Source organism: Aromatoleum toluclasticum ATCC 700605, assembly GCF_000378245.1.
GTDB lineage: Bacteria > Pseudomonadota > Gammaproteobacteria > Burkholderiales > Rhodocyclaceae > Aromatoleum > Aromatoleum toluclasticum.
In genome coordinates this window covers 186,365-204,648 of record NZ_KB899491.1, presented here as the reverse complement: position 1 = coordinate 204,648, position 18,284 = coordinate 186,365, and the positions used below count along the sequence as shown (strand labels likewise).

Genomic DNA, 18,284 nt, shown 5'->3' with positions numbered 1-18,284 from the left:
GTCCAGAATGCTCAACCGCCTCATCGACTGGTCCGCGCGCAACGTCTTCCTCGTCCTGCTGGCGACGCTGTTCGTCAGCGCCGCCGGCATCTATGCGCTGAAAAAAACACCCGTCGACGCCCTGCCCGACCTCTCCGACGTGCAGGTGATCGTCTACGCCGACTACCCCGGCCAGGCGCCGCAGGTCGTCGAGGACCAGGTCACCTACCCGCTCACCACCGCGCTGCTGGCCGTGCCCAAGGCCAAGGTCGTGCGCGGCTTCTCGATGTTCGGCGCGTCCTATGTGTACGTAATCTTCGAGGACGGCACCGACATCTACTGGGCGCGCTCGCGCGTGCTCGAATACCTGTCCTCGGCCGCCGGCCGCATGCCCGCCGGCGTCGCCCCGCAGATCGGCCCCGACGCGACCGGCGTCGGCTGGGTGTACCAATACGCCCTCACCGGCAAGGACCGCTCGCTCGCCGAACTGCGCAGCCTGCAGGACTGGTACGTGCGCTACCAGCTCACCAAGGCGCACGGCGTCGCCGAAGTCGCGAGCCTCGGCGGCTTCGTCAGGGAATACCAGGTCACCGTCGACCCGCACCGGCTCGCCACCTACGGCATCCCGCTCGACCGCGTCTCCCAGGTGATCCGCGCCTCCAACCGCGACGTCGGCGGGCGCGTCGTCGAACTGGCCGAAACCGAGTACATGGTGCGCGGCCGCGGTTACCTCAGGAACACCGAGGATATCGGCAACCTTGTGCTCAAGAGCGAAGGCGGCACGCCCGTGCTGGTGCGCGACATCGCGCGCGTCGAGATGGTCCCCGCCGAGCGGCGGGGCATCGCGGAGCTCAACGGCGAAGGCGAAGTCGCGTCCGGCATCGTCATGGCGCGCTTCGGCCAGAACGCGCTAGACGTGATCGCCAACGTCAAGGCCAAGATCAGCGAGATCTCCGCGGGGCTTCCCGAAGGCACCTCCATTGTCCCGGTCTACGACCGCTCGGCGCTGATCGAGCGCGCGATCACCAACCTCAAGGGGACGCTGCTCGAGGAAAGCCTCATCGTCGCCGTCGTCTGCATCGTATTCCTGATGCACGTGCGCAGCGCGCTGGTCGCGATCATTACCCTGCCGATCGGCATCCTCATCGCCTTCATCGCGATGCGCGCGCTCGGCCTCGGCTCCAACATCATGAGCCTGGGCGGCATCGCGATCGCCATCGGTGCGATGGTCGACGCCGCCATCGTGATGATCGAGAACGCCCACAAGCGCCTCGAACGCCTCCCCCACGACGCGGGCACGGCGGAACGCGCCGAGACGATGATCCGCGCATGCAAGGAAGTCGGCCCGGCGCTGTTCTTCTCGCTGCTGATCATCACGGTGTCCTTCCTGCCGGTGTTCACGCTCGAAGGCCAGGAAGGCCGCATGTTCTCGCCGCTCGCCTTCACCAAGACCTTCGCGATGGCGGGCGCCGCGCTGCTGTCGGTGACGCTTGTGCCGGTGCTGATGATGCTCTTCATCCGCGGCCGCATCATGCCCGAGGCGAAGAACCCGGTGAATCGCGTGCTGATCTGGCTCTACCGCCCGATCATCGCGTGGGTCATGCGCCACCGCTGGCTCACCCTGATCGCCGCGGCGATCTCGATGGCGATCACCATTTTCCCCGCCAGCCGCATCGGTTCGGAGTTCATGCCCACACTCAACGAGGGCACCCTCTTCTACATGCCCGCCTCGCTCCCCGGCATGTCCGTGACCAAGGCCGGCGAACTGCTGCAGACTACCGACCGCATCATCAAGACCTTCCCCGAAGTCGAATCCGTGTACGGCAAGGCCGGTCGCGCCAGCAGCGCCACCGACCCCGCCCCGCTCGAAATGTTCGAAACCGTCATCAACCTCAAGCCGCAGGCCGAATGGCGCCCCGGCATGACGACCGACAAGCTCATCGCCGAGATGGACGCCGCACTGAAGTTCCCCGGCGTCGCCAACTCCTGGACCATGCCGATCAAGGCCCGCCTCGACATGCTCTCGACCGGCATCCGCACGCCGATCGGCGTCAAAGTCTTCGGCAAGGACCTCACCGTCATCGAACGCCTCGCGCGCGAAGTCGAAGCAGCCGTGCGCGACGTCCCTGGCACAACCAGCGCCTACGCCGAGCGCGTCACCGGCGGCTTCTACCTCGACATCACCCCCGACCGCGCCCAGCTCGCACGCTACGGCATCACCGTCGACGACTTCCAGATGGTCGTCGCCACCGCGCTCGGCGGCGACCCGGTCACGACCACCGTCGAAGGCCTCGAACGCTACACCGTCGCCGTGCGCTACCCGCGCGACCTGCGCGACGACCCGCGCCGCATCGCCGCCGAGGTCTTCGTGCCGCTCCCCGCCGGCGGCAACCTCCCGCTCGGACAGCTCGCCAAGGTCTCGCTCACCAAGGGCGCGCCCGCCATCCGCACCGAGAACGCGCTCCTCACCGCCTACGTGTTCGTCGACATCCGCGACCGCGACATCGGCTCCTACGTCGCCGACGCGCGCCGCGCCGTCACCGAAAAGGTCGACTTCCCGCCGGGCTACTACGCCACCTGGAGCGGCCAGTTCGAATACATGGAGCGCGCCAAGGAAAAGCTCGTCGTCGTCGTCCCGCTCACCCTCGCGATCATCTTCGTGCTGCTGTACTTCAACTTCCGCCGCCTCACCGAAACCCTGATCGTCATGCTCTCGGTCCCCTTCGCGCTGGTCGGCGGCATCTGGCTGATGTGGTGGCTCGGCTACAACATCAGCGTCGCCGTCGCCGTCGGCTTCATCGCGCTGGCCGGCGTCGCCGCCGAAACCGGCGTCGTCATGCTGATCTACCTCGACCAGTCGTGGCAAACGATCAAAGCCCAGCGCCAGGCCGAGGGCCGGCTACCCGATGCGGCCGACCTCTACCACGCGATCATGGAAGGCGCCGTCGAACGCGTCCGCCCCAAGATGATGACCGTGGTCGCCATCATCGCCGGCCTGCTGCCCATCATGTGGGGCAGCGGCACCGGCAGCGAAGTCATGAGCCGCATCGCCGCGCCCATGGTCGGCGGCATGCTGTCATCGACGGTGCTCACGCTGGGCGTGATTCCGGCGATCTATGCGCTGGTGAAGGAATGGGAGCTGCGGCGGGGGATGGAATCGGGCGCCACCGTCGCCTCCCCGGAACCGGACAGAGCCTGATGGATGCGCAGGATTTCCTTCATCGGCGCGTAGATAACGTCACGCATTCAGACAAGGCGAGAACAAGCGCGGCAACATTGCTCTGAACTGCGCAGGATTCTCCCCTATCAAACGATCCGGGTAATTCAAAGCTCAGGCCACCTGATCCGCGCCTTTTCCTGAAAGCCAGCCCAACTGCTCCAGCCTGGCGAAGCGATCGAGCGCCGCCATCGACGCAACCTCCTCGCCCAACGCGCGTAACACCGCCGGCATGAGTCGCGCCCCCATGTCATCCTGCAGTCGCAGATAGCGATAGGCGAACTGATCAAGAAGACGGCGGTCATCCTTTCCAAGCGCTTCAAGGTCCGCGCCGCACAACGCACGCAGCGCCAGATCGTCCAGCGCATCGCGCACGCCCGTCTCATGCAGCCGGCAATTCTCGAGAGCCTGCCGAAGCGCCGGCAACTCCGGGGAGAGGGTCACAGCCGGACTCCCGTTTGATGCGCGACGCGCACGATGGGGCGCTCATCGCCCGGTGCCTCGATCACGACGTCAACCTTGCGCTCGCCGAGACAGCGCTCCAGGCACGCCAGAAACCGGATCTTGCGCAACAAGCGCTCCTGCGCATCCAGGCGCACCGGCGACACCAGCAGATCGATGTCTCCGCCGCGCCTGGTGTCGTCCGCACGCGAACCGAACAACCATACGCCCGCCTCGTCGCCGAAGACCTCGGCGGCGGCTTGCCGGATCACCCTCGCTTGCTCCGTACTGAGTCTCATGGGGTCAGTCCCGTGGGAACCTGTGCCGGTTCATCCTACATGGCACTGGGGCGTCTGCCCGATCAATACGGTGCATCGCCACTCTCACGCATCCACGCGGGGATGTCCCGCGTCCCATGCAGCACGCGCCAGACATCGATGTGGTCAGCGTGTTCGACGTCGAAGGAATCGGGGTCTGACCCCGTTTTCCTGCCGCCGCTACAGGCTGCCTCGTCCAAATGGCTTCGAGGCTGGGCGAGCAGTAGCGGTGGGGCGTTTCGGAGCTTCCGGAAGGGTAAGTCGAGGCCTGCCGGTTCCGTTCGGTGACATTGTCAATGCTTGACAATTTCCGCTGTCATCCTGTCGGCTGTTGACGCATTTTGTGACAATTGTCACGGAATGACCGGATGCGGAACGACAGGCCCACGGCCTGCGCAACTTCCTAAGCAATTGTTTTAATATTGTTTTCAGTGAACTTGCGCGCCCAGATGGAGAGCCGAAAAAAAGTGGCACGCGCGTTGCAACAGGGAAGCCAAGCGGGTTTTCCGTGGTTTCCATCAAGGAGAGCATCATGAAAAAGGTTCAACAAGGCTTTACCCTGATCGAACTGATGATCGTTGTGGCGATTATCGGTATTTTGGCGGCGGTGGCGATTCCGCAATATCAGGATTATGTTACTCGCGCGAAGTATCAAGATGCCATGGCGGCGATTGAATCCACAAAAACCGCAACGGGTATTTGCATTCAGGAAAACGGTGGCGATCCCACCGCTTGCAATGACGACACTAAGATCGGAACCACGATGCCGACCACCGCATCCAAAGGCGCCGTCGCGATTACGCGCGGCACCTTTACCGCTGGAACAAATGGGATCGGTGGAACGGCAATCTACATTCTTACTGGCGATGCAACTCTTAGCAGCTGCACGATTACCGCAACTGGTACCGTTGCACAGGCAAACATCAATTGGACATACGCGACCGGCGGAGGCTGCACGAAGGCGAAGACCGGCGTGTGATTCAGCTAGCGTAGGGCGGAAAAGCGAAGCGCCTTCCGCCGCATGAAAGAAGGGACCGCCTCGGCGGTCCCTTCTGCTTTTCAGATAGCATCATGAAACAAAGGACATGAAACAAAGGGACACCCACTTTGTTTTAACTTCGTTTTACCCTCCTTGATATGCTTTAAACATATATCGAGAAGCACGACTCTTGACTCGCCCGCGCACCGCTCTCGTCTGCCTCGCCGATACGCCCTGGTATCACATCGTCTCACGCTGCGTGCGGCGCGCGTTCCTGTGCGGCAAGGACCATTACACCGGTCGATGCTTCGAGCATCGCCGCGGCTGGATCGTTGATCGAATCAGGCAGACTGTCCGCAGTCTTCGCCATCGATGTCGCCGCGTATGCGGTCATGAGCAATCATTTCCATCTCGTCGTCCGCGTCGACACTGAACGCGCCACCAACTGGTCCCGCGACGAGGTGCTGCGGCGCTGGACGCAGCTCTTCGACGGTCCGCCTGCAGTGCGAGACTTTCTGGCAGCCCGCAGCGGCACACCGGCCGCAACCACCTTGCATGTCATTGACCAACTCGTCGAAAAATACCGGTCGAGGCTGAAGGATCTGTCGTGGTTCATGCGGATGCTCAATGAATCCATCGCGCGACAGGCCAACGCCGAAGACGACTTCACGGGGCGGTTCTGGGAAGGACGCTTCAAGAGCCAAGCGCTGCTGGACGAGCAAGCCATCCTGTCGGCGATGACCTATGTCGACCTGAATCCCATTCGCGCACAAATGGCCGACACGCCGGAACGTTCAGAGTTCACGTCCATCGCGGAACGCATCACTGAACTTACGCGAAGGGAAAATAGGGCGAAGGGAAAATAGGGGACAGACCACGATTTTCCTGACTTCCCCTACCCCCGAAGGAGACCGCTGAGGCGGTCTCTTTTTTTTTTTTGCAACCTCGGGGGCACAGCCCCCAGACCCCCAGCCCCCTCGGAGACCCTCACTCCATCCCCCACTTCTGCAGTCGGTAGCGCAGCTGCCGAAGCGTCATGCCCAGCCGGCGCGCCGACTCGCTGCGGTTCCAGCGCGTTTCGTCGAGCGTTCGCAGGATCCGCACGCGCTCGTCCTCGCCGTCCTCGGTCGCATCGGCATCCGGATCGGCGACGAAGGTGTCCGCCGCCCCGAAAGCGCAGAACGGTTGGGCGATGCCTTCCGTGGGGTGCAGGTCGACGTCGCCGGCGCCGATCTCGTCACCCTCGCACAGCGCGCACGCGCGTTCGAGGAGGTTTTCGAGCTCGCGGACGTTGCCGGGAAAGGGGTGCTGCTTCAGGGCAGCGACGGCGTCGGGTGCAAGACGGTGCGGGGGGACGCCATCGCGCTCGGCGAGCCGCGCGAGGATGTGCGCGGCCAGTTCGGGGATGTCTTCCGGCCGTTCACGCAGCGGGGGCACCCGCAGCGTGATGACGTTGATGCGGAAGTAGAGGTCCTGGCGGAATTTGCCGTCGGCGACGAGTTGCGCGAGGTCGCGGTGCGAGGCCGAGAGGATGCGTACATCGACGGATTCTTCGGCGTGGGCGCCGACCGGGCGCACGGCACGCTCCTGGATTGCGCGCAGCAGCTTCACCTGCATCGCCAGCGGCAAATCGGCGACCTCGTCGAGAAACAGGGTACCGCCACGTGCGGCCTGGAAGAGGCCATCCTTGTCGAACACGGCGCCGGTGAAGGCGCCCTTGCGATGGCCGAAGAACTCGCTCTCCATGAGCTCGGGCGGAATCGCGCCGCAGTTCACCGGCACGAAGGGCGCCGACGCACGCGGACCGAGGTCGTGGATGAGGCGGGCGATCACTTCCTTGCCTGTGCCCGATTCGCCCTGGATGAAGACCGGCGCCTGGTTGCGCGCTAGCTTGGCGATCTGTGCGCGCAGGTGCTCGAGCGCCGGGGAGCCGCCGATGAGGGTGCGCGTCGCACCGCCGGCACCGGACGCCGGTGTGGCGTCGGTCTGCAGCTTCAGCGCATGGCTGACGAGTTCGCGCAGTGCCTTGAGTTCGACCGGTTTGGTGACGAAGTCGAAGGCGCCGCACTTCAGCGCACGGATTGCTGTTTCGATGCTGCCGAAGGCGGTGACGACGGCAACGGGCAGGCCCGGTGCGTGCGCCTGGATGTGCGCGACGAGTTCCAGCCCGTCGCCGTCGGGCAGGCGCATGTCGGTGAGGCACAGGCGGTAGGTCTTCTCCGCGAGCAGGCGGCGCGCATCCGCCACCGTTCCCGCGGTGTCGCACGCGAGCCCCATGCGCAGCAGCGAGAGCTCCAGAACTTCGCGGATGTCCTCTTCGTCGTCGATGACCAGGACGTCGACTCCGGCGGGGCGGTTGCGTCGTTCGTGTGTGTTCATGGCTGACTCCGTCCGGTGAGCACGAAATGGGCGCCGGGCGCATTGTCGCGCAATTCGAGCGTGGCGCCATTGGCTTCGGCCAGTTCGCGGGAGATGTAGAGGCCCAGCCCGGTGCCCTTGGGGTGCGTCGTGAAGAAGGGCTCGAACATGCGCGGAAGGTCTGCTGCGGCAATGCCGGGGCCGTCGTCGACGACGTGCACGGCCACCCTTCCGCCAGCCTCGACGCGGGCGTACACGTGCACCGAACCGGGCCCGCCGGAGCAGTAACGGCGGGCGTTGCGGATGAGGTTGTCGAGGATCTGGTGCATGTGGGCACGGTCGACGGCGAAAGTCGCATCGCCGGGGATGTCGATCGCGAAAATCGCACGCTCGGCGCCGCCGCGCAGGGCGAATTCGTCGATCAGGCCGCACGCGAAGGATGCCAGCGGCAGCGCCTCGGGCAAGGTCTCGTCACGCCGTCCCAGCGCCAGCACGTCGCGGATCATGTGCTCGATGCGGCGCGCGTTGTCGTTGATGATGCGCACGAGGCGGACCTGGACGTCGCCGCGCTTCTCCTCCGTCAGCAGCTCCGCCGCCTGCGTGACGGCGGAAAGCGGATTGCGGATCTCGTGCGCCATGCTGGCGGTGAGACGCCCCAGCGCGGCGAGCTTGAGCTGCTGGATGTGGGTCTGGATTTCCTCGAAATCGGTGAGATAGATCACCGTCTCGCCCCCCGCGGCACCCTGCCCGTCCGCGCGATCCTGCTCATCCTTCTGCGCGCCGACAGCACGGCAACGCAGCAGCTTCCCGGCCGGCCCGAGGCGGCGCAGGCTGCCTTCGGGCCCGCTGCAGCAGTTGGGGACGTCGGCGAAATTCTCGTCGACATCGGTCAGACGCAGTCCATCGACACTGCTCAAACCCAGCAGCTCGGCGGCACGTGGATTGGCCTGGCTGACGACGCCGTCCGCCGCGACCACCAGCACGCCGTCCTGCATGTCATGGATGATGCGCTCGTTGACCGCCTGCTGCTTTACGAGCGCCTCGCCGCGCTGCACCGCGAGCGATTCGTTGGCCTTCGCGCGCAACGCGAGGAAACGCGCGGTGATGGCGATGCCGAAGAAGGCGGTGCAGACGAAGGCGACCTGCAGGAAGTCCGCCGCCCGCTCCCCGGCGACGAAACGCCACACGTTCTCGGTCAGCACGGCGACCGTGGCAAGCGCGGCGTAGAAGAGCACCATGCGCCCTTCGGCGACGAGGCCGACACCGGCCAGAACGACCATCATCAGCACCGGCATGCCGCTGCGGTATCCGCCGCTGGCCCACATCATCGCCGTCAGGACGCAGATGTCGATGACGGCCTGCATCGTGATGATGCGATCTACGCCAAAACGCCGCGCGGCATCGGGGAAGCCGAAGGCGAGCACGGCGGCGAGGTAGGCGAAGGCCGCAGCCTTGAAGACTTGCGGGGCGTCCGTGCCCAGATTGAGCTCGAGACCCGCGACGACGAACAGCCCGGCGAGGATCAGGCGGAAGAGGTTGAGGTAGCGCAGGGGCCCCCGGCGCGCGAGATCGCGACGTTCCTCCGCAGCGACACGCATCCTCAGGGTTCCTGGCGCCGAGCGCCGAGCCGGCGATGCTCCTCGCAACAGAAGAAGCGCTCGCCATCGCGCACGCCTTCGCTCTCGGGGACGTGGATGCCACAATGGTCGCAGCCGAGCATGCGTTCGGGGGAGTTGCCGCGGCCCGCACCGCGCCCTTTGCTCCCCGCTCCGCTCCCGTCATTCGGGCGGTTCAGAGCGCGGCGCACCCACCAGATGCCGATCAGGACGAGGATGAATAAGAGCAGGTTTCGCACGATGGACGATGTGAGCGGTATATCAGCCGGGGAAGTTTAGCACGTGCCCGGTGTCACACCTGCCGCAGGCGCTCGCAGGCTGCCGCCAGCGTCGCCTCGTTCTTCGCGAAGCAGAAGCGGATCACGCGCTCGTCGCGGCCGTCGGCGAAAAAGGCCGACACGGGAATCGCCGCGACGCCCGTCTCGCGCGTGAGCCGCTGCACGAAAGCGGTATCGGGTTCGTCCGAAATCGCGTGGTAGCGCGCGAGCTGGAAATAGGTGCCGGACGACGGCAGCAGCTCGAAGCGCGAACCGGCGAGCGCATCGCGGAAGAAATCGCGCTTGCCCGCGTAGAAAGCCGCGAGCTTCTCGTGACGCGAGGCGTCCGCCATGTAGTCGGCCAGCGCGAGCTGCACCGGCGTATTCACGGTGAACACGTTGAACTGATGCACCTTGCGGAACTCCGCCATCAGCTCGCGCGGCCCGACGACGTAGCCGACCTTCCAGCCGGTGATGTGATAGGTCTTGCCGAAGCTCGACACGATGAGGCTGCGCGTGGCCAGGTCCGCATGACGGGCGCAGCTCTCGTGGCGCAGGCCGTCGAAGACGATGTGCTCGTAGACCTCGTCCGAGACGACCACGATGCCGGTGCCGTGCGTCAGCGCCGCCAGCCGCGCCATGTCGCCTGCGGTCCACACCGTCGCGGTGGGGTTGTGCGGGCTGTTGATCATGATCATGCGCGTGCGCGGCGTGATCGCCTCGGCGACCGCGCCCCAGTCCGGCCGGTAGTCGGGCGCCGTCAGTTGCATGCGTACGACGCGCCCGCCCTGCAGCTCGATCGCGGGCGCGTAGGAGTCATACACCGGCTCGAACACGATGACCTCGTCGCCCGGGCGCACCAGCGCGGCGATGGCGGTGAACAGCGCCTGTGTGGCACCGGCCGTCACCGTGACCTCGGTTTCGGGATCGTAGTCCGTGCCATACAGCGCCGACACCTTGTGCGCGATCGCTTCCCGCAGCGGCGCGACACCGCCCATGGGCGCGTACTGGTTGTGGCCCGCACGCATCCAGTGCGCGACGCGCTCGAACAGCACGTCCTCGGCGTTGAAGTCCGGGAACCCTTGCGACAGGTTGATCGCCCCGCATTCCTGCGCGAGGCGCGACATGACGGTGAAGATCGTCGTGCCGACATGCGGCAGGCGGGATTCGAGGGGCGCGGGAAAATGCGGCATGGTTTCAGGCTCTTGTTCGGCGAATCGAAACATTTTGGCAGAGCGCAAACCGATCACCAATTGCGAAAAGGAAAACGCGGCAGCTCGTTTTTTTCCCTGTGGGAGCTCCCACGACAAAACGACCGCCTGCCAGCTTCCGGACGAAACGCTGCAGGCTAAAATACTTTGATGTTCACCCAGCCCATTCCCACGATCCGCCGCGACGGCGCCGCCGTCGTCATCCTCGACCAGACCCTGCTGCCGCACGCATGCGAGCTGCGCCGCCTCGCCACGCTCGAGGAGGTCGCGACGGCGATCCACTCGATGCAGGTGCGCGGCGCCCCCCTGATCGGCGCGACCGCGGCCTACGGCGTCGCGATCGCCCTCGCTACCGATGCCAGCGACGCGCGCCTCGACCATGCGCTGACGACGCTCGCCGCGACCCGGCCGACCGCCGTCAACCTGCATTGGGCAATCGGGCAGATGCGCGAACGCCTGCGCCACCTCGCGCCTGCCGAGCGCCTGGCTGCGGCCTGGCGCGAAGCCGAAACCATCCACCGCGACGACGCCGGAATGTGCGCCGCGATCGGCGGGCACGGCCATGCGATCCTCGAACGCCTCGCTGCCGGGCTCGGCCGCCCGCTGCGCGTGATGACCCACTGCAACGCCGGCTGGCTCGCGACCTGCGGCGCCGGCACGGCGCTCGCGCCGGTGTATGAAGCGCAGGCGCGCGGCCTCGCGGTCGAGGTGTGGGTGAGCGAGACGCGCCCGCGCAACCAGGGCCTGCTCACCGCGTGGGAGCTGCGCGAGGCCGGCGTGCCGCTGCGCCTCATCGCCGACAACGCGGCGGGCATCCTGCTCGCGCGCGGCGAGGTCGATGTCGTCATTACCGGCGCGGACCGAGTCGCGGCCAACGGCGACGCCGCGAACAAGGTCGGCACCTATCTCAAGGCGCTCGCCGCGCGCGAACATGGCGTGCCCTTCTACATCGCTGCCCCGTTCTCGACCGTAGATTTCGGCTGCGCCGACGGCAGCGCGATCCCGATCGAGGATCGCGGCCCGATCGAAGTGTGCACGGTGCTCGGACTGGACAGCGACGGCGCGGTGAAGACGCTGCGCCTCGCGCCCGAAACCACCGCCGCGGCCAACCCCGCCTTCGACGTGACGCCCGCCGGCTGCATCACCGGCATCATCACGGAGCGCGGCGTGTGTGCGCCCGGACGCTTGCGCGACCTGTATCCGGACGCTGCGCGATGAAGCTTTCGGTCCATAAGGAACTGCGGGAACTGCGCGAACGCCTCCTCGCCACCGCGCACGCGATGAGCGCGGCCGGGCTCAACAAGGGCACCGCGGGAAACGTCAGCGTGCGCATCGACGGCGGCATGCTGATCACGCCCAGCGGGATGCCGCCTGCCGCATGCGGTCCGGACGACATGGCGATCGTCGGCGAGGACGGCACAGCCAGCGGCCCCCTGGCGCCGTCGAGCGAATGGCGCTTCCACCACGATCTCTACGCGCGACGCCCGGAAGCGGGTGCGATCCTGCACGCGCACGCGCCCTTCGCGACTTCGCTCGCGTGCCAGCGCATCGGAATCCCGCCCTTCCATTACATGATCGCGCGCTTCGGCGGCAACACCGTGCGCTGCGCGCGCTACGCGACCTTCGGCACGCAGGCGCTGTCGGACAACATCCTCGCCGCGATGGACGGGCGCTCGGCCTGCCTGATGGCGAACCACGGCATGCTGGTGTTCGGACGCGATCTCGACAACGCGCTGGATCTTGCGATCGAGTTCGAGACCCTGTGCGAGCAGTACTGGCGTACGCGCCAGCTCGGCGAGCCGGTGCTGCTGTCGGATGCGGAGATGGCCGAGGTCGTGGAGTGCTTCCGCTGGTACGGCAAGCCGCGGGCGAGCTGACGGAGCGAATCGTAGGGCGGGAGGAGCGCAGCGCATCCCGCCAATCCAATGGTCGCCGACATCCCGGCCGCCGCACGGCGGGATCCGCCTTCGGTTCCTCCCGCCCTGCGACTGCCGCGGACGCACTACGGGTTGGCGAGGGAGAGCAGCACCAGCAGGGCGATCACGAGGAACAACATCACCCCGCCCGCATAGCGCAGCCAGCGCACCCAGCGCCACTTGCGCGCGGCCTTGTCGCCGAGCACGTCGGCGACATAGGCGCCGACGAGGCCCGAGAGCGGATCGTCACTCATCGCCGCGCCCGGACGCGCGCTCCAGCACGCAGAGCAGGCTCGACGTGTCGCTATGCGCGCCACCCTGCGACATCAGCGCGTTGAGCTGCTGCCACACCTGTGCCGCGACCGGCAGCGGCGTGCCGAGGCGCGCGGCCTCGTCCATCAGGATGCCGAAGTCCTTGTGATGCAGGCGCGCCTCGATGCCGGCCGCGAAATCGCGGCGGATCATGCGCTCACCCATCACGTCGAGCATGCCCGAGGATGCCGAGCCGCCCATCAGCGCCTCGCGTACCTTCGCGGGATCGACGCCGTGCGCCTGCGCGAGCAGCATCGCCTCGGCGCAGGCCTGGATCGCCGCGACCATCACCATCTGGTTGCACGCCTTGGCGACTTCGCCCGCACCGTTGTCGCCGACATGCACGACGGCACGCGCGAAGCATTCCAGCAGGGGACGGACGCGTTCGAGCACGGCCGCGTCGCCGCCGACCATCATCGCGACCGTCCCCGCCTCCGCGGCGACCGATCCGCCCGACACGGGCGCGTCGAGCATCGCGGCACCCCGCGCCGCCAGCGCGCTGGCGACCCGGCGCGTCGTGCCCGGGGCGATGGTGCTCATGTCCACATGCACCCAACCCGGCCGCGCGCCCTCGATGAAGCCGCGCTCGCCCAGCGCGACGCGCGCGACGTCCTCGCTGGTCGTGATGATCGTGAACGCGACATCGGTCGCCGCGGCGACTTCGGCCGGCGTCGCATGCACGACGACATCCGTGCCTGCGAACGGCGCGACGCTCTCCGGGCGGCGTGCCCAAAGGTGCAGGCGATGGCCGGCGCGTTGCAGATGCTGCGCCATCGGGCGCCCCATCGCGCCCAGGCCGACGAATCCGACGTCCATCAGTCCTGCCCTTCCCCGCCGCTCATGCGTTCGAGGAGCTTGAGCATCGCGATCGAGTCGTTCTCGCCCAGGCCGCTGCCCACCATCGCGTTGAGCATCTGCGCGGTCGCCGCGGACGTGGGCAGCGCGAGGCCGAGGCGGTGCGCCTCTTCCATCACGATGCGCAGGTCCTTCTGGTGCATCCAGGCCTTGAAGCCGGGCTTGAAGTTGCGGTCGAGCATGCGCTGGCCGTGGTTCTCCAGCACGCGCGAGTAGGCGAAGCCGCCGAGCAGGGCCTCGCGCACCTTCGCCGCGTCCACGCCGCTCTTCTTCGCGAAATTCATCGCCTCGGCCACCGCGGCAACGCCGACGCCGGTGAGGATCTGGTTGCACGCCTTGGCGACCTGGCCGGCACCGCTTGCGCCTATCAGCGACACCGTCTTGCCTATCGCCTCGAAGGCGGGCTTCACACGCTCGAACGCGGCCGCATCGCCGCCGACCATGATCGTCAGCGTCGCGTTGATCGCGCCGATCTCGCCGCCCGACACCGGTGCGTCCAGCATCTCGATGCCGCGCGCCTTGAGCTTCGCGGCAATCGCTTGCGCCGCGGCCGGGGCGATGGTGCTCATGTCGACGAAGACCAGGCCGGGACGTGCGCCGTCAGCAACGCCCTGCGGCCCCAGCGCGACCTGTTCGACGTCGGGCGCATCGGCGACCATGCTGATGACGACTTCGGCGCGCGCCGCGACCTCCGCCGCGCTCGCGCAATCCCCCGCGCCCGCGTCGAGCAGCGGCTGCATCGACTCGCGCCGACGGCTCCACACATGCACCTTGTGCCCTGCCTTCATCAGGTTCAGCGCCATCGGGCGCCCCATCAGGCCGAGGCCGACGAATCCGACTTCCATTTCGATTCTCCTGTGGCTGGAACGCGCATGGCGACGCATAATCGCCGCCATGACCTACGCCCCCATCATCAAGGAAATCGGCCGCGGCGCCAAGGGTGCGCGCGACCTCGACGCCGCGCAGGCGGAGCAGCTGTTCGGCGACATGCTGGACGGCAGGGTGCCGGACCTGGAGCTCGGCGCGATCGTCGTGTCGCTGCGCATCAAGGGCGAGTCGCGCGACGAGTTGCTGGGCTTCAAGCGCGCGATCGACGCCCGCTGCCCGCAGCTCGCGGTGCCGCCGGGCCCGCGCTGCGTGATCCTGCCGACTTACAACGGCGCACGCCGCCAGGCCAACCTGATGCCGCTGGTCGCGCTGCTGCTCGCGCGCGAGGGCGTGCCGGTGCTGATCCAGGGGCGGCACGATTTCGAGTCGCGCACGAGCCCGTTCGAACTGCTCGCGGCGCTCGGCATCCATCCGGCGCTCGGCATCGGCGAGGCGCATCGCGAAATTGCCGAAAAGCGCATCGCCTGCCTGCGCCTGGACGAGCTGCTGCCGGGGCTGGACCGCCTGCTCGCGCTGCGCCTGCGCCTGGGTGTGCGCGGCAGCGGGCACACGATGGCGAAGCTCGTGGATCCGTGCATGGGGCGCAGCGTACGCGTCGTCGCCGTGACCCACCCGGAGTACGTCGAGCGCATGCACGAATTCCTCGTCGCGGACGGCGGACGGGCGATGTTGATGCGTGGCACCGAGGGCGAGGCCTACGCGAACCCGCGCCGGCGGCCGGCGATGCAGGTGTTCCGCGATGGCGCGGCGGAACTCGCGTGGCCCGCGGAGGAAGGCGGCGCACCGCCGCTGGAAGGGCTGCCCGACGCACCGGGCGTGGACGAGAATGCGGCGCTGATCCGCGCGATGCTGGCCGGCAAGGTGGCGGTGCCGCAGCCGGTGCTCGATCAGGCCGCGCTGCTGGTGCGGCTCGCGAACGACGCCTGAAAGCTGCGTTCTCATGATGCGATAGCGGCCGGCATCCTGTGGGAGTGTCTTGCAGGAAGAGAAGCGGAGCATGGCGACGAAGACCACGCCCGGCAGGAGAGACTTCAACCACGGCGAAAGCTCAGGGAGGGGAAACTCCCGCCGTAGCTAAAGCCTCTCCTGCCGGGCGCAGGACAGGCGGTGCGGCTCGGGGTCAGCCGGCGATCGGCGCGAAACGCCCGTCGCGGTAATCCGCCAGCGCCTGGTGGATCTCGGCCTGCGTGTTCATCACGAAGGGGCCGTACTGCGCGATCGGCTCGCCGAGCGGCTGCCCGGCGATCAGCAGCACGCGCGCCGGCGCCTCTCCGGCTTCGATCACGACCCCGTCCGCTGCAGCATCGTTGGCGAGGATCGCCATGCGCTGCACCGCCACTCGCGTGCCGCCGACCGAGGCGTCGCCGCGATACACGTAGACAAAGGCGTTGTGCCCGGCCGGCAGGGACTGCGCGAAACGGGCGCCCGCGGGCAGGTGGATGTCGAGATAGAGCGGAGCGGTCGCGTCGCGCGTCACCGCCCCCGCGACGCCGTGGCTCTCGCCGGCGATCACGGTCACCTCCGCACCGGCACCGGTCGTGAAGGTGGGCAGGTCGCCCGCAGCGAAATCCCGGTACCACGGTGCGCACATCTTGTCGCGCCCCGGCAGGTTCAGCCACAGTTGGAAGCCTTCCATCACGCCCTCTTCCTGCTCGGGAAGCTCGGAATGGACCACACCGCTTCCGGCGGTCATCCACTGCACGCCGCCGTTCTCGAGCAGGCCTTCATGACCCGCGCTGTCGCGGTGGCGCATGCGGCCGGCGATCATGTAGGTGACGGTCTCGAAGCCGCGGTGCGGATGATCCGGGAAGCCGGCGATGTAGTCGCCCGGATCGTTGCTGCCGAAGGCGTCGAGCATCAGGAAGGGGTCGAGGCGGCGCTGCAGCGGCTGGGTCAGCACGCGGGTGAGCTTGACGCCGGCGCCGTCAGAGGTAGCCTGCCCGGCCACGAGGCGCTCGACGCTGCGCGAGCGGGTGACGTCTTCACTCTTGCGTTGCTGTTTCGTGTCGGACATGGTCTGGTTCTCCTGTCGGGGTCAGGGGTGCTCTCTGTGTTTTTTCCGGCGCCGGATCTATCTGTCCGGCGTCCGGGTGTGCAAGGCAGCGCGACGCTTACGCGAAAGCCGCCTCGATGTCGCGTTGGGCGTCGGCGAAGGCCTGTTGTTCCGCTTCCGGACCCATGGCGAGGCCTTCGGCGAAGACGAAGCTGATGTCCGTCATGCCCAGGAAGCCGAGCACGGTCTTCAGATACGGCACCTGCGAGTCGCCCTCGGTGCCGCGATACTTGCCGCCCCGCGCAAACGCGATATACACCTTCTTGCCCTTCAGCAAGCCTTCCGGACCGTTCGCGGTGTACCGGAAGGTCACATTGGCGCGGGCGATCGCGTCGATCCAGTTCTTGAGCTGAGCCGGCACGCCGAAGTTGTACATCGGCACACCCAGCACGACGGCGTCGGCAGCCTGGATCTCGGCGATCAGCGCGTCGTCGAGGGCGACGCGGGCAGCCTGCCCGGACGTGCGCTGGTCGGCGGGCGTGAAGAGCGCGCCCAGCGCGGCTTCGTCGAGGATGGGATGCGGGTTGCTGGAGAGATCGCGGACGACCAGGTTGGCACCGGGGTTTCCGGCACGCAGGCGCTCGACGATGCTGTTGGCAACACGGGAGGAAGCGGAAGCGGCGGCACGGGCGCTGGAATTGATTTGCAGGATGTTCATTAGGTTCTCCATCGATGTGGTTTGTCGATGGGGTCACTTTAGGGGAAGCATTGTTGCGGAAAAATCCGGAAAGCTGCACAACACTATTGCTCGATCCGCTTCAAATCGCCTTTTCCGTGCCACCCATGCGCCCGCCGGCATTCCATCAGGGCTGCATCGGGACGCAGCACTGAACTTTTTCCGCCCGCAAGCGACGAACCGCGCGGACTGACCTACAATCGCGCCTCACTCACCCGCTCACGCCCATGATGAATTCATCCGCATCGTCATCCCGCACCCTCTTCCTCGGGCTGTTCGCCGCCTGCGTCGGCCTGCTCGGGTTCGGGCTATACCTGCAGCACGTCATCGGCCTGGAGCCCTGCCCGATGTGCATCATGCAGCGCTATGCATTCATCGCGATCGCGCTCTTCGCGCTGGTCGCGGGCCTGCACAATCCCGGGCGCACGGGCACGCGCGTCTATTCGGGGCTGATCCTGATCGCAGCCCTTGCCGGTGCGGGCGTGGCAGCGCGTCAGACGTGGATCCAGATCTATCCGCCGGAAATCGCCGAGTGCGGCCCCGACCTCGAATTCATGCTCGGCAGCTTCCCGCTCGCGGATGCGCTGCCGATGATCTTCCAGGGCGCGGGCGACTGCTCCAAGATCGACTGGAGCTTCCTGGGACTATCGATCGCGAACTGGTCGCTCGTGATGCTGACGCTGGTCGCGATCGGGGCGGTCACGCTGATCGTGCGCGGAAAACTCCGCGGCTGATTTCCCGGATGGTGCGCGTCAGCCGACGACGCGCACGGTCGTGCCGCCGATCTCGTACAGGCCCTGCCCCAATGCGTGGCAGCGCTTGACCTCCAGCCGAGTCACCAGCGGCGGACGCGCGACCGAGCCGTTGCCGGGCACCGCCACCGTCACTTCCAGCACTTCGGCCTGTCCGGGCACGTAGGGCGCACGCAGCGTCATCCCGCCGACGCTGATCTCGACGCATTCCCCGCGTATCGTCTCGCCGGTCTTCAGGCGGATCGCGGCCGGGCAGCCGAGCGGGATGCGGCGGTCGAGACGACGTTCGATATGGGACGTGCGATCGTTCATGGGCCAGGCGGGCGGCGGGGTCGATGACATGCCGATTGTAGCCCCCGCCCGTCATCCACGCCGAATCGTTTTACCGACCCGGCTCCGACGCAGGAAAAGCACAACGCATCCCGCCACGGCGACATGCACGCGGGGCGTCATCGTC

Annotated in this window: 20 protein-coding genes and 1 pseudogene; 8 read left to right on the top strand and 13 right to left on the bottom strand. The window is 67.0% G+C overall.

Annotated elements, in window-relative coordinates:
* Positions 1-7: 7 nt before the first annotated feature.
* Positions 8-3,178 (top strand): efflux RND transporter permease subunit, encoded by a 3,171-nt coding sequence (locus F464_RS0100960; protein ID WP_018987890.1) that lies wholly within the window; start codon positions 8-10, stop codon positions 3,176-3,178.
* Positions 3,179-3,310: 132 nt separating this feature from the next.
* Here the strand turns inward: F464_RS0100960 and F464_RS27700 are convergent, their stop codons facing one another.
* On the bottom strand, positions 3,311-3,640 hold the full coding sequence (locus tag F464_RS27700; RefSeq protein WP_018987889.1) for a hypothetical protein: 330 nt from the start codon (positions 3,638-3,640) through the stop codon (positions 3,311-3,313).
* Positions 3,637-3,936 (bottom strand): nucleotidyltransferase family protein, encoded by a 300-nt coding sequence (locus F464_RS0100950; protein WP_026295638.1) that lies wholly within the window; start codon positions 3,934-3,936, stop codon positions 3,637-3,639. The genes F464_RS27700 and F464_RS0100950 overlap by 4 nt, the downstream gene beginning before the upstream one ends.
* A 550-nt stretch (positions 3,937-4,486) precedes the next feature.
* Here F464_RS0100950 and F464_RS32000 point away from each other — a divergent pair.
* Positions 4,487-4,598, top strand: a pseudogene (locus tag F464_RS32000) (pilin); the annotation flags it as partial.
* Between the two features lie 17 nt (positions 4,599-4,615).
* Complete coding sequence (locus tag F464_RS31865) at positions 4,616-4,933, top strand: type IV secretion system prepilin (RefSeq protein WP_408605225.1); 318 nt, start codon at positions 4,616-4,618, stop codon at positions 4,931-4,933.
* Positions 4,934-5,183: 250 nt separating this feature from the next.
* Here F464_RS31865 and F464_RS31290 read toward each other — a convergent pair whose 3' ends face one another.
* A complete protein-coding gene (locus tag F464_RS31290; RefSeq protein ID WP_018987886.1) occupies positions 5,184-5,327 on the bottom strand; it encodes a hypothetical protein in 144 nt (47 codons plus the stop codon).
* Here F464_RS31290 and F464_RS27695 point away from each other — a divergent pair.
* The gene (locus tag F464_RS27695; RefSeq protein WP_018987885.1) at positions 5,326-5,799 is read left to right on the top strand and encodes a hypothetical protein; all 474 of its coding nucleotides are present in this window, start codon (positions 5,326-5,328) and stop codon (positions 5,797-5,799) included. The genes F464_RS31290 and F464_RS27695 overlap by 2 nt on opposite strands.
* Before the next feature lie 121 nt (positions 5,800-5,920).
* Here the strand turns inward: F464_RS27695 and F464_RS0100935 are convergent, their stop codons facing one another.
* Genes F464_RS0100935 through F464_RS0100920 form a run of 4 tightly spaced genes read right to left on the bottom strand, consistent with a single transcriptional unit; the run spans position 5,921 to position 10,357 of the window.
* Complete coding sequence (locus F464_RS0100935) at positions 5,921-7,312, bottom strand: sigma-54-dependent transcriptional regulator (RefSeq protein WP_018987884.1); 1,392 nt, start codon at positions 7,310-7,312, stop codon at positions 5,921-5,923.
* A complete protein-coding gene (locus F464_RS0100930) occupies positions 7,309-8,889 on the bottom strand; it encodes a sensor histidine kinase (RefSeq protein ID WP_018987883.1) in 1,581 nt (526 codons plus the stop codon). Before F464_RS0100930 ends, F464_RS0100935 begins: the two co-directional genes overlap by 4 nt.
* Before the next feature lie 2 nt (positions 8,890-8,891).
* Complete coding sequence (locus F464_RS30160) at positions 8,892-9,146, bottom strand: PP0621 family protein (protein WP_084600395.1); 255 nt, start codon at positions 9,144-9,146, stop codon at positions 8,892-8,894.
* 53 nt (positions 9,147-9,199) lie between these two features.
* Positions 9,200-10,357 (bottom strand): pyridoxal phosphate-dependent aminotransferase, encoded by a 1,158-nt coding sequence (locus tag F464_RS0100920; RefSeq protein WP_026295637.1) that lies wholly within the window; start codon positions 10,355-10,357, stop codon positions 9,200-9,202.
* 168 nt (positions 10,358-10,525) lie between these two features.
* Between F464_RS0100920 and mtnA the strand changes: the two genes are divergently transcribed.
* Together mtnA and F464_RS0100910 are read left to right on the top strand one after the other, a co-directional pair.
* On the top strand, positions 10,526-11,593 hold the full coding sequence (gene mtnA, locus F464_RS0100915; protein ID WP_018987880.1) for an S-methyl-5-thioribose-1-phosphate isomerase: 1,068 nt from the start codon (positions 10,526-10,528) through the stop codon (positions 11,591-11,593).
* Positions 11,590-12,252 carry a class II aldolase/adducin family protein gene (locus tag F464_RS0100910; protein WP_018987879.1) on the top strand — a complete coding sequence of 221 codons (663 nt, stop codon included), beginning with the start codon at positions 11,590-11,592 and terminating at the stop codon, positions 12,250-12,252. Before mtnA ends, F464_RS0100910 begins: the two co-directional genes overlap by 4 nt.
* A gap of 125 nt (positions 12,253-12,377) precedes the next feature.
* Here the strand turns inward: F464_RS0100910 and F464_RS30775 are convergent, their stop codons facing one another.
* The 3 genes from F464_RS30775 to F464_RS0100895 are packed head-to-tail and all read right to left on the bottom strand — an operon-like array spanning position 12,378 to position 14,303.
* Entirely contained in the window at positions 12,378-12,545 is a 168-nt protein-coding gene (locus F464_RS30775; RefSeq protein WP_018987878.1) for a hypothetical protein, read from the bottom strand.
* Positions 12,538-13,419, bottom strand: a complete 882-nt coding sequence (locus F464_RS0100900) for an NAD(P)-dependent oxidoreductase (protein ID WP_018987877.1) — start codon at positions 13,417-13,419, stop codon at positions 12,538-12,540. The genes F464_RS30775 and F464_RS0100900 overlap by 8 nt, the downstream gene beginning before the upstream one ends.
* Positions 13,419-14,303 (bottom strand): 2-hydroxy-3-oxopropionate reductase, encoded by an 885-nt coding sequence (locus F464_RS0100895; protein WP_018987876.1) that lies wholly within the window; start codon positions 14,301-14,303, stop codon positions 13,419-13,421. The genes F464_RS0100900 and F464_RS0100895 overlap by 1 nt, the downstream gene beginning before the upstream one ends.
* Positions 14,304-14,352: 49 nt before the next feature.
* Here F464_RS0100895 and ybiB point away from each other — a divergent pair, with 49 nt between their 5' ends.
* Positions 14,353-15,273 (top strand): DNA-binding protein YbiB, encoded by a 921-nt coding sequence (gene ybiB / locus F464_RS0100890; protein WP_018987875.1) that lies wholly within the window; start codon positions 14,353-14,355, stop codon positions 15,271-15,273.
* 193 nt (positions 15,274-15,466) lie between these two features.
* Here the strand turns inward: ybiB and F464_RS0100885 are convergent, their stop codons facing one another.
* Together F464_RS0100885 and F464_RS0100880 are read right to left on the bottom strand one after the other, a co-directional pair.
* Positions 15,467-16,360: a pirin family protein gene (locus tag F464_RS0100885; protein ID WP_018987874.1), complete on the bottom strand. Its 894-nt coding sequence runs from the start codon at positions 16,358-16,360 to the stop codon at positions 15,467-15,469.
* A gap of 97 nt (positions 16,361-16,457) precedes the next feature.
* A complete protein-coding gene (locus tag F464_RS0100880; protein WP_018987873.1) occupies positions 16,458-17,057 on the bottom strand; it encodes an FMN-dependent NADH-azoreductase in 600 nt (199 codons plus the stop codon).
* A gap of 245 nt (positions 17,058-17,302) precedes the next feature.
* On the opposite strand from F464_RS0100880, the gene F464_RS0100875 reads away from it, so the two are divergent.
* Positions 17,303-17,809, top strand: coding sequence for a disulfide bond formation protein B (locus F464_RS0100875; protein ID WP_018987872.1), 507 nt, complete (start codon positions 17,303-17,305; stop codon positions 17,807-17,809).
* Positions 17,810-17,827: 18 nt separating this feature from the next.
* On the opposite strand, the gene F464_RS0100870 is transcribed toward F464_RS0100875, so the two are convergent.
* A complete protein-coding gene (locus tag F464_RS0100870; protein WP_018987871.1) occupies positions 17,828-18,139 on the bottom strand; it encodes a PilZ domain-containing protein in 312 nt (103 codons plus the stop codon).
* Positions 18,140-18,284 lie beyond the last annotated feature (145 nt).

Excerpts from the sequence above, each read along its gene's own strand:
- F464_RS0100960 (WP_018987890.1), top strand. The coding sequence starts at position 8 with ATGCTCAACCGCCTCATCGACTGGTCCGCGCGCAACGTCTTCCTCGTC.
- F464_RS0100950 (WP_026295638.1), bottom strand. The coding sequence starts at position 3,936 with ATGAGACTCAGTACGGAGCAAGCGAGGGTGATCCGGCAAGCCGCCGCC.
- F464_RS31865 (WP_408605225.1), top strand. The coding sequence starts at position 4,616 with ATGGCGGCGATTGAATCCACAAAAACCGCAACGGGTATTTGCATTCAG.
- F464_RS27695 (WP_018987885.1), top strand. The coding sequence starts at position 5,326 with ATGAGCAATCATTTCCATCTCGTCGTCCGCGTCGACACTGAACGCGCC.
- F464_RS31290 (WP_018987886.1), bottom strand. The coding sequence starts at position 5,327 with ATGACCGCATACGCGGCGACATCGATGGCGAAGACTGCGGACAGTCTG.
- F464_RS0100935 (WP_018987884.1), bottom strand. The coding sequence starts at position 7,312 with ATGAACACACACGAACGACGCAACCGCCCCGCCGGAGTCGACGTCCTG.
- F464_RS0100930 (WP_018987883.1), bottom strand. The coding sequence starts at position 8,889 with ATGCGTGTCGCTGCGGAGGAACGTCGCGATCTCGCGCGCCGGGGGCCC.
- F464_RS0100920 (WP_026295637.1), bottom strand. The coding sequence starts at position 10,357 with ATGCCGCATTTTCCCGCGCCCCTCGAATCCCGCCTGCCGCATGTCGGC.
- mtnA (WP_018987880.1), top strand. The coding sequence starts at position 10,526 with ATGTTCACCCAGCCCATTCCCACGATCCGCCGCGACGGCGCCGCCGTC.
- F464_RS0100910 (WP_018987879.1), top strand. The coding sequence starts at position 11,590 with ATGAAGCTTTCGGTCCATAAGGAACTGCGGGAACTGCGCGAACGCCTC.
- F464_RS30775 (WP_018987878.1), bottom strand. The coding sequence starts at position 12,545 with ATGAGTGACGATCCGCTCTCGGGCCTCGTCGGCGCCTATGTCGCCGAC.
- F464_RS0100900 (WP_018987877.1), bottom strand. The coding sequence starts at position 13,419 with ATGGACGTCGGATTCGTCGGCCTGGGCGCGATGGGGCGCCCGATGGCG.
- F464_RS0100895 (WP_018987876.1), bottom strand. The coding sequence starts at position 14,303 with ATGGAAGTCGGATTCGTCGGCCTCGGCCTGATGGGGCGCCCGATGGCG.
- ybiB (WP_018987875.1), top strand. The coding sequence starts at position 14,353 with ATGACCTACGCCCCCATCATCAAGGAAATCGGCCGCGGCGCCAAGGGT.
- F464_RS0100885 (WP_018987874.1), bottom strand. The coding sequence starts at position 16,360 with ATGTCCGACACGAAACAGCAACGCAAGAGTGAAGACGTCACCCGCTCG.
- F464_RS0100880 (WP_018987873.1), bottom strand. The coding sequence starts at position 17,057 with ATGAACATCCTGCAAATCAATTCCAGCGCCCGTGCCGCCGCTTCCGCT.
- F464_RS0100875 (WP_018987872.1), top strand. The coding sequence starts at position 17,303 with ATGATGAATTCATCCGCATCGTCATCCCGCACCCTCTTCCTCGGGCTG.
- F464_RS0100870 (WP_018987871.1), bottom strand. The coding sequence starts at position 18,139 with ATGAACGATCGCACGTCCCATATCGAACGTCGTCTCGACCGCCGCATC.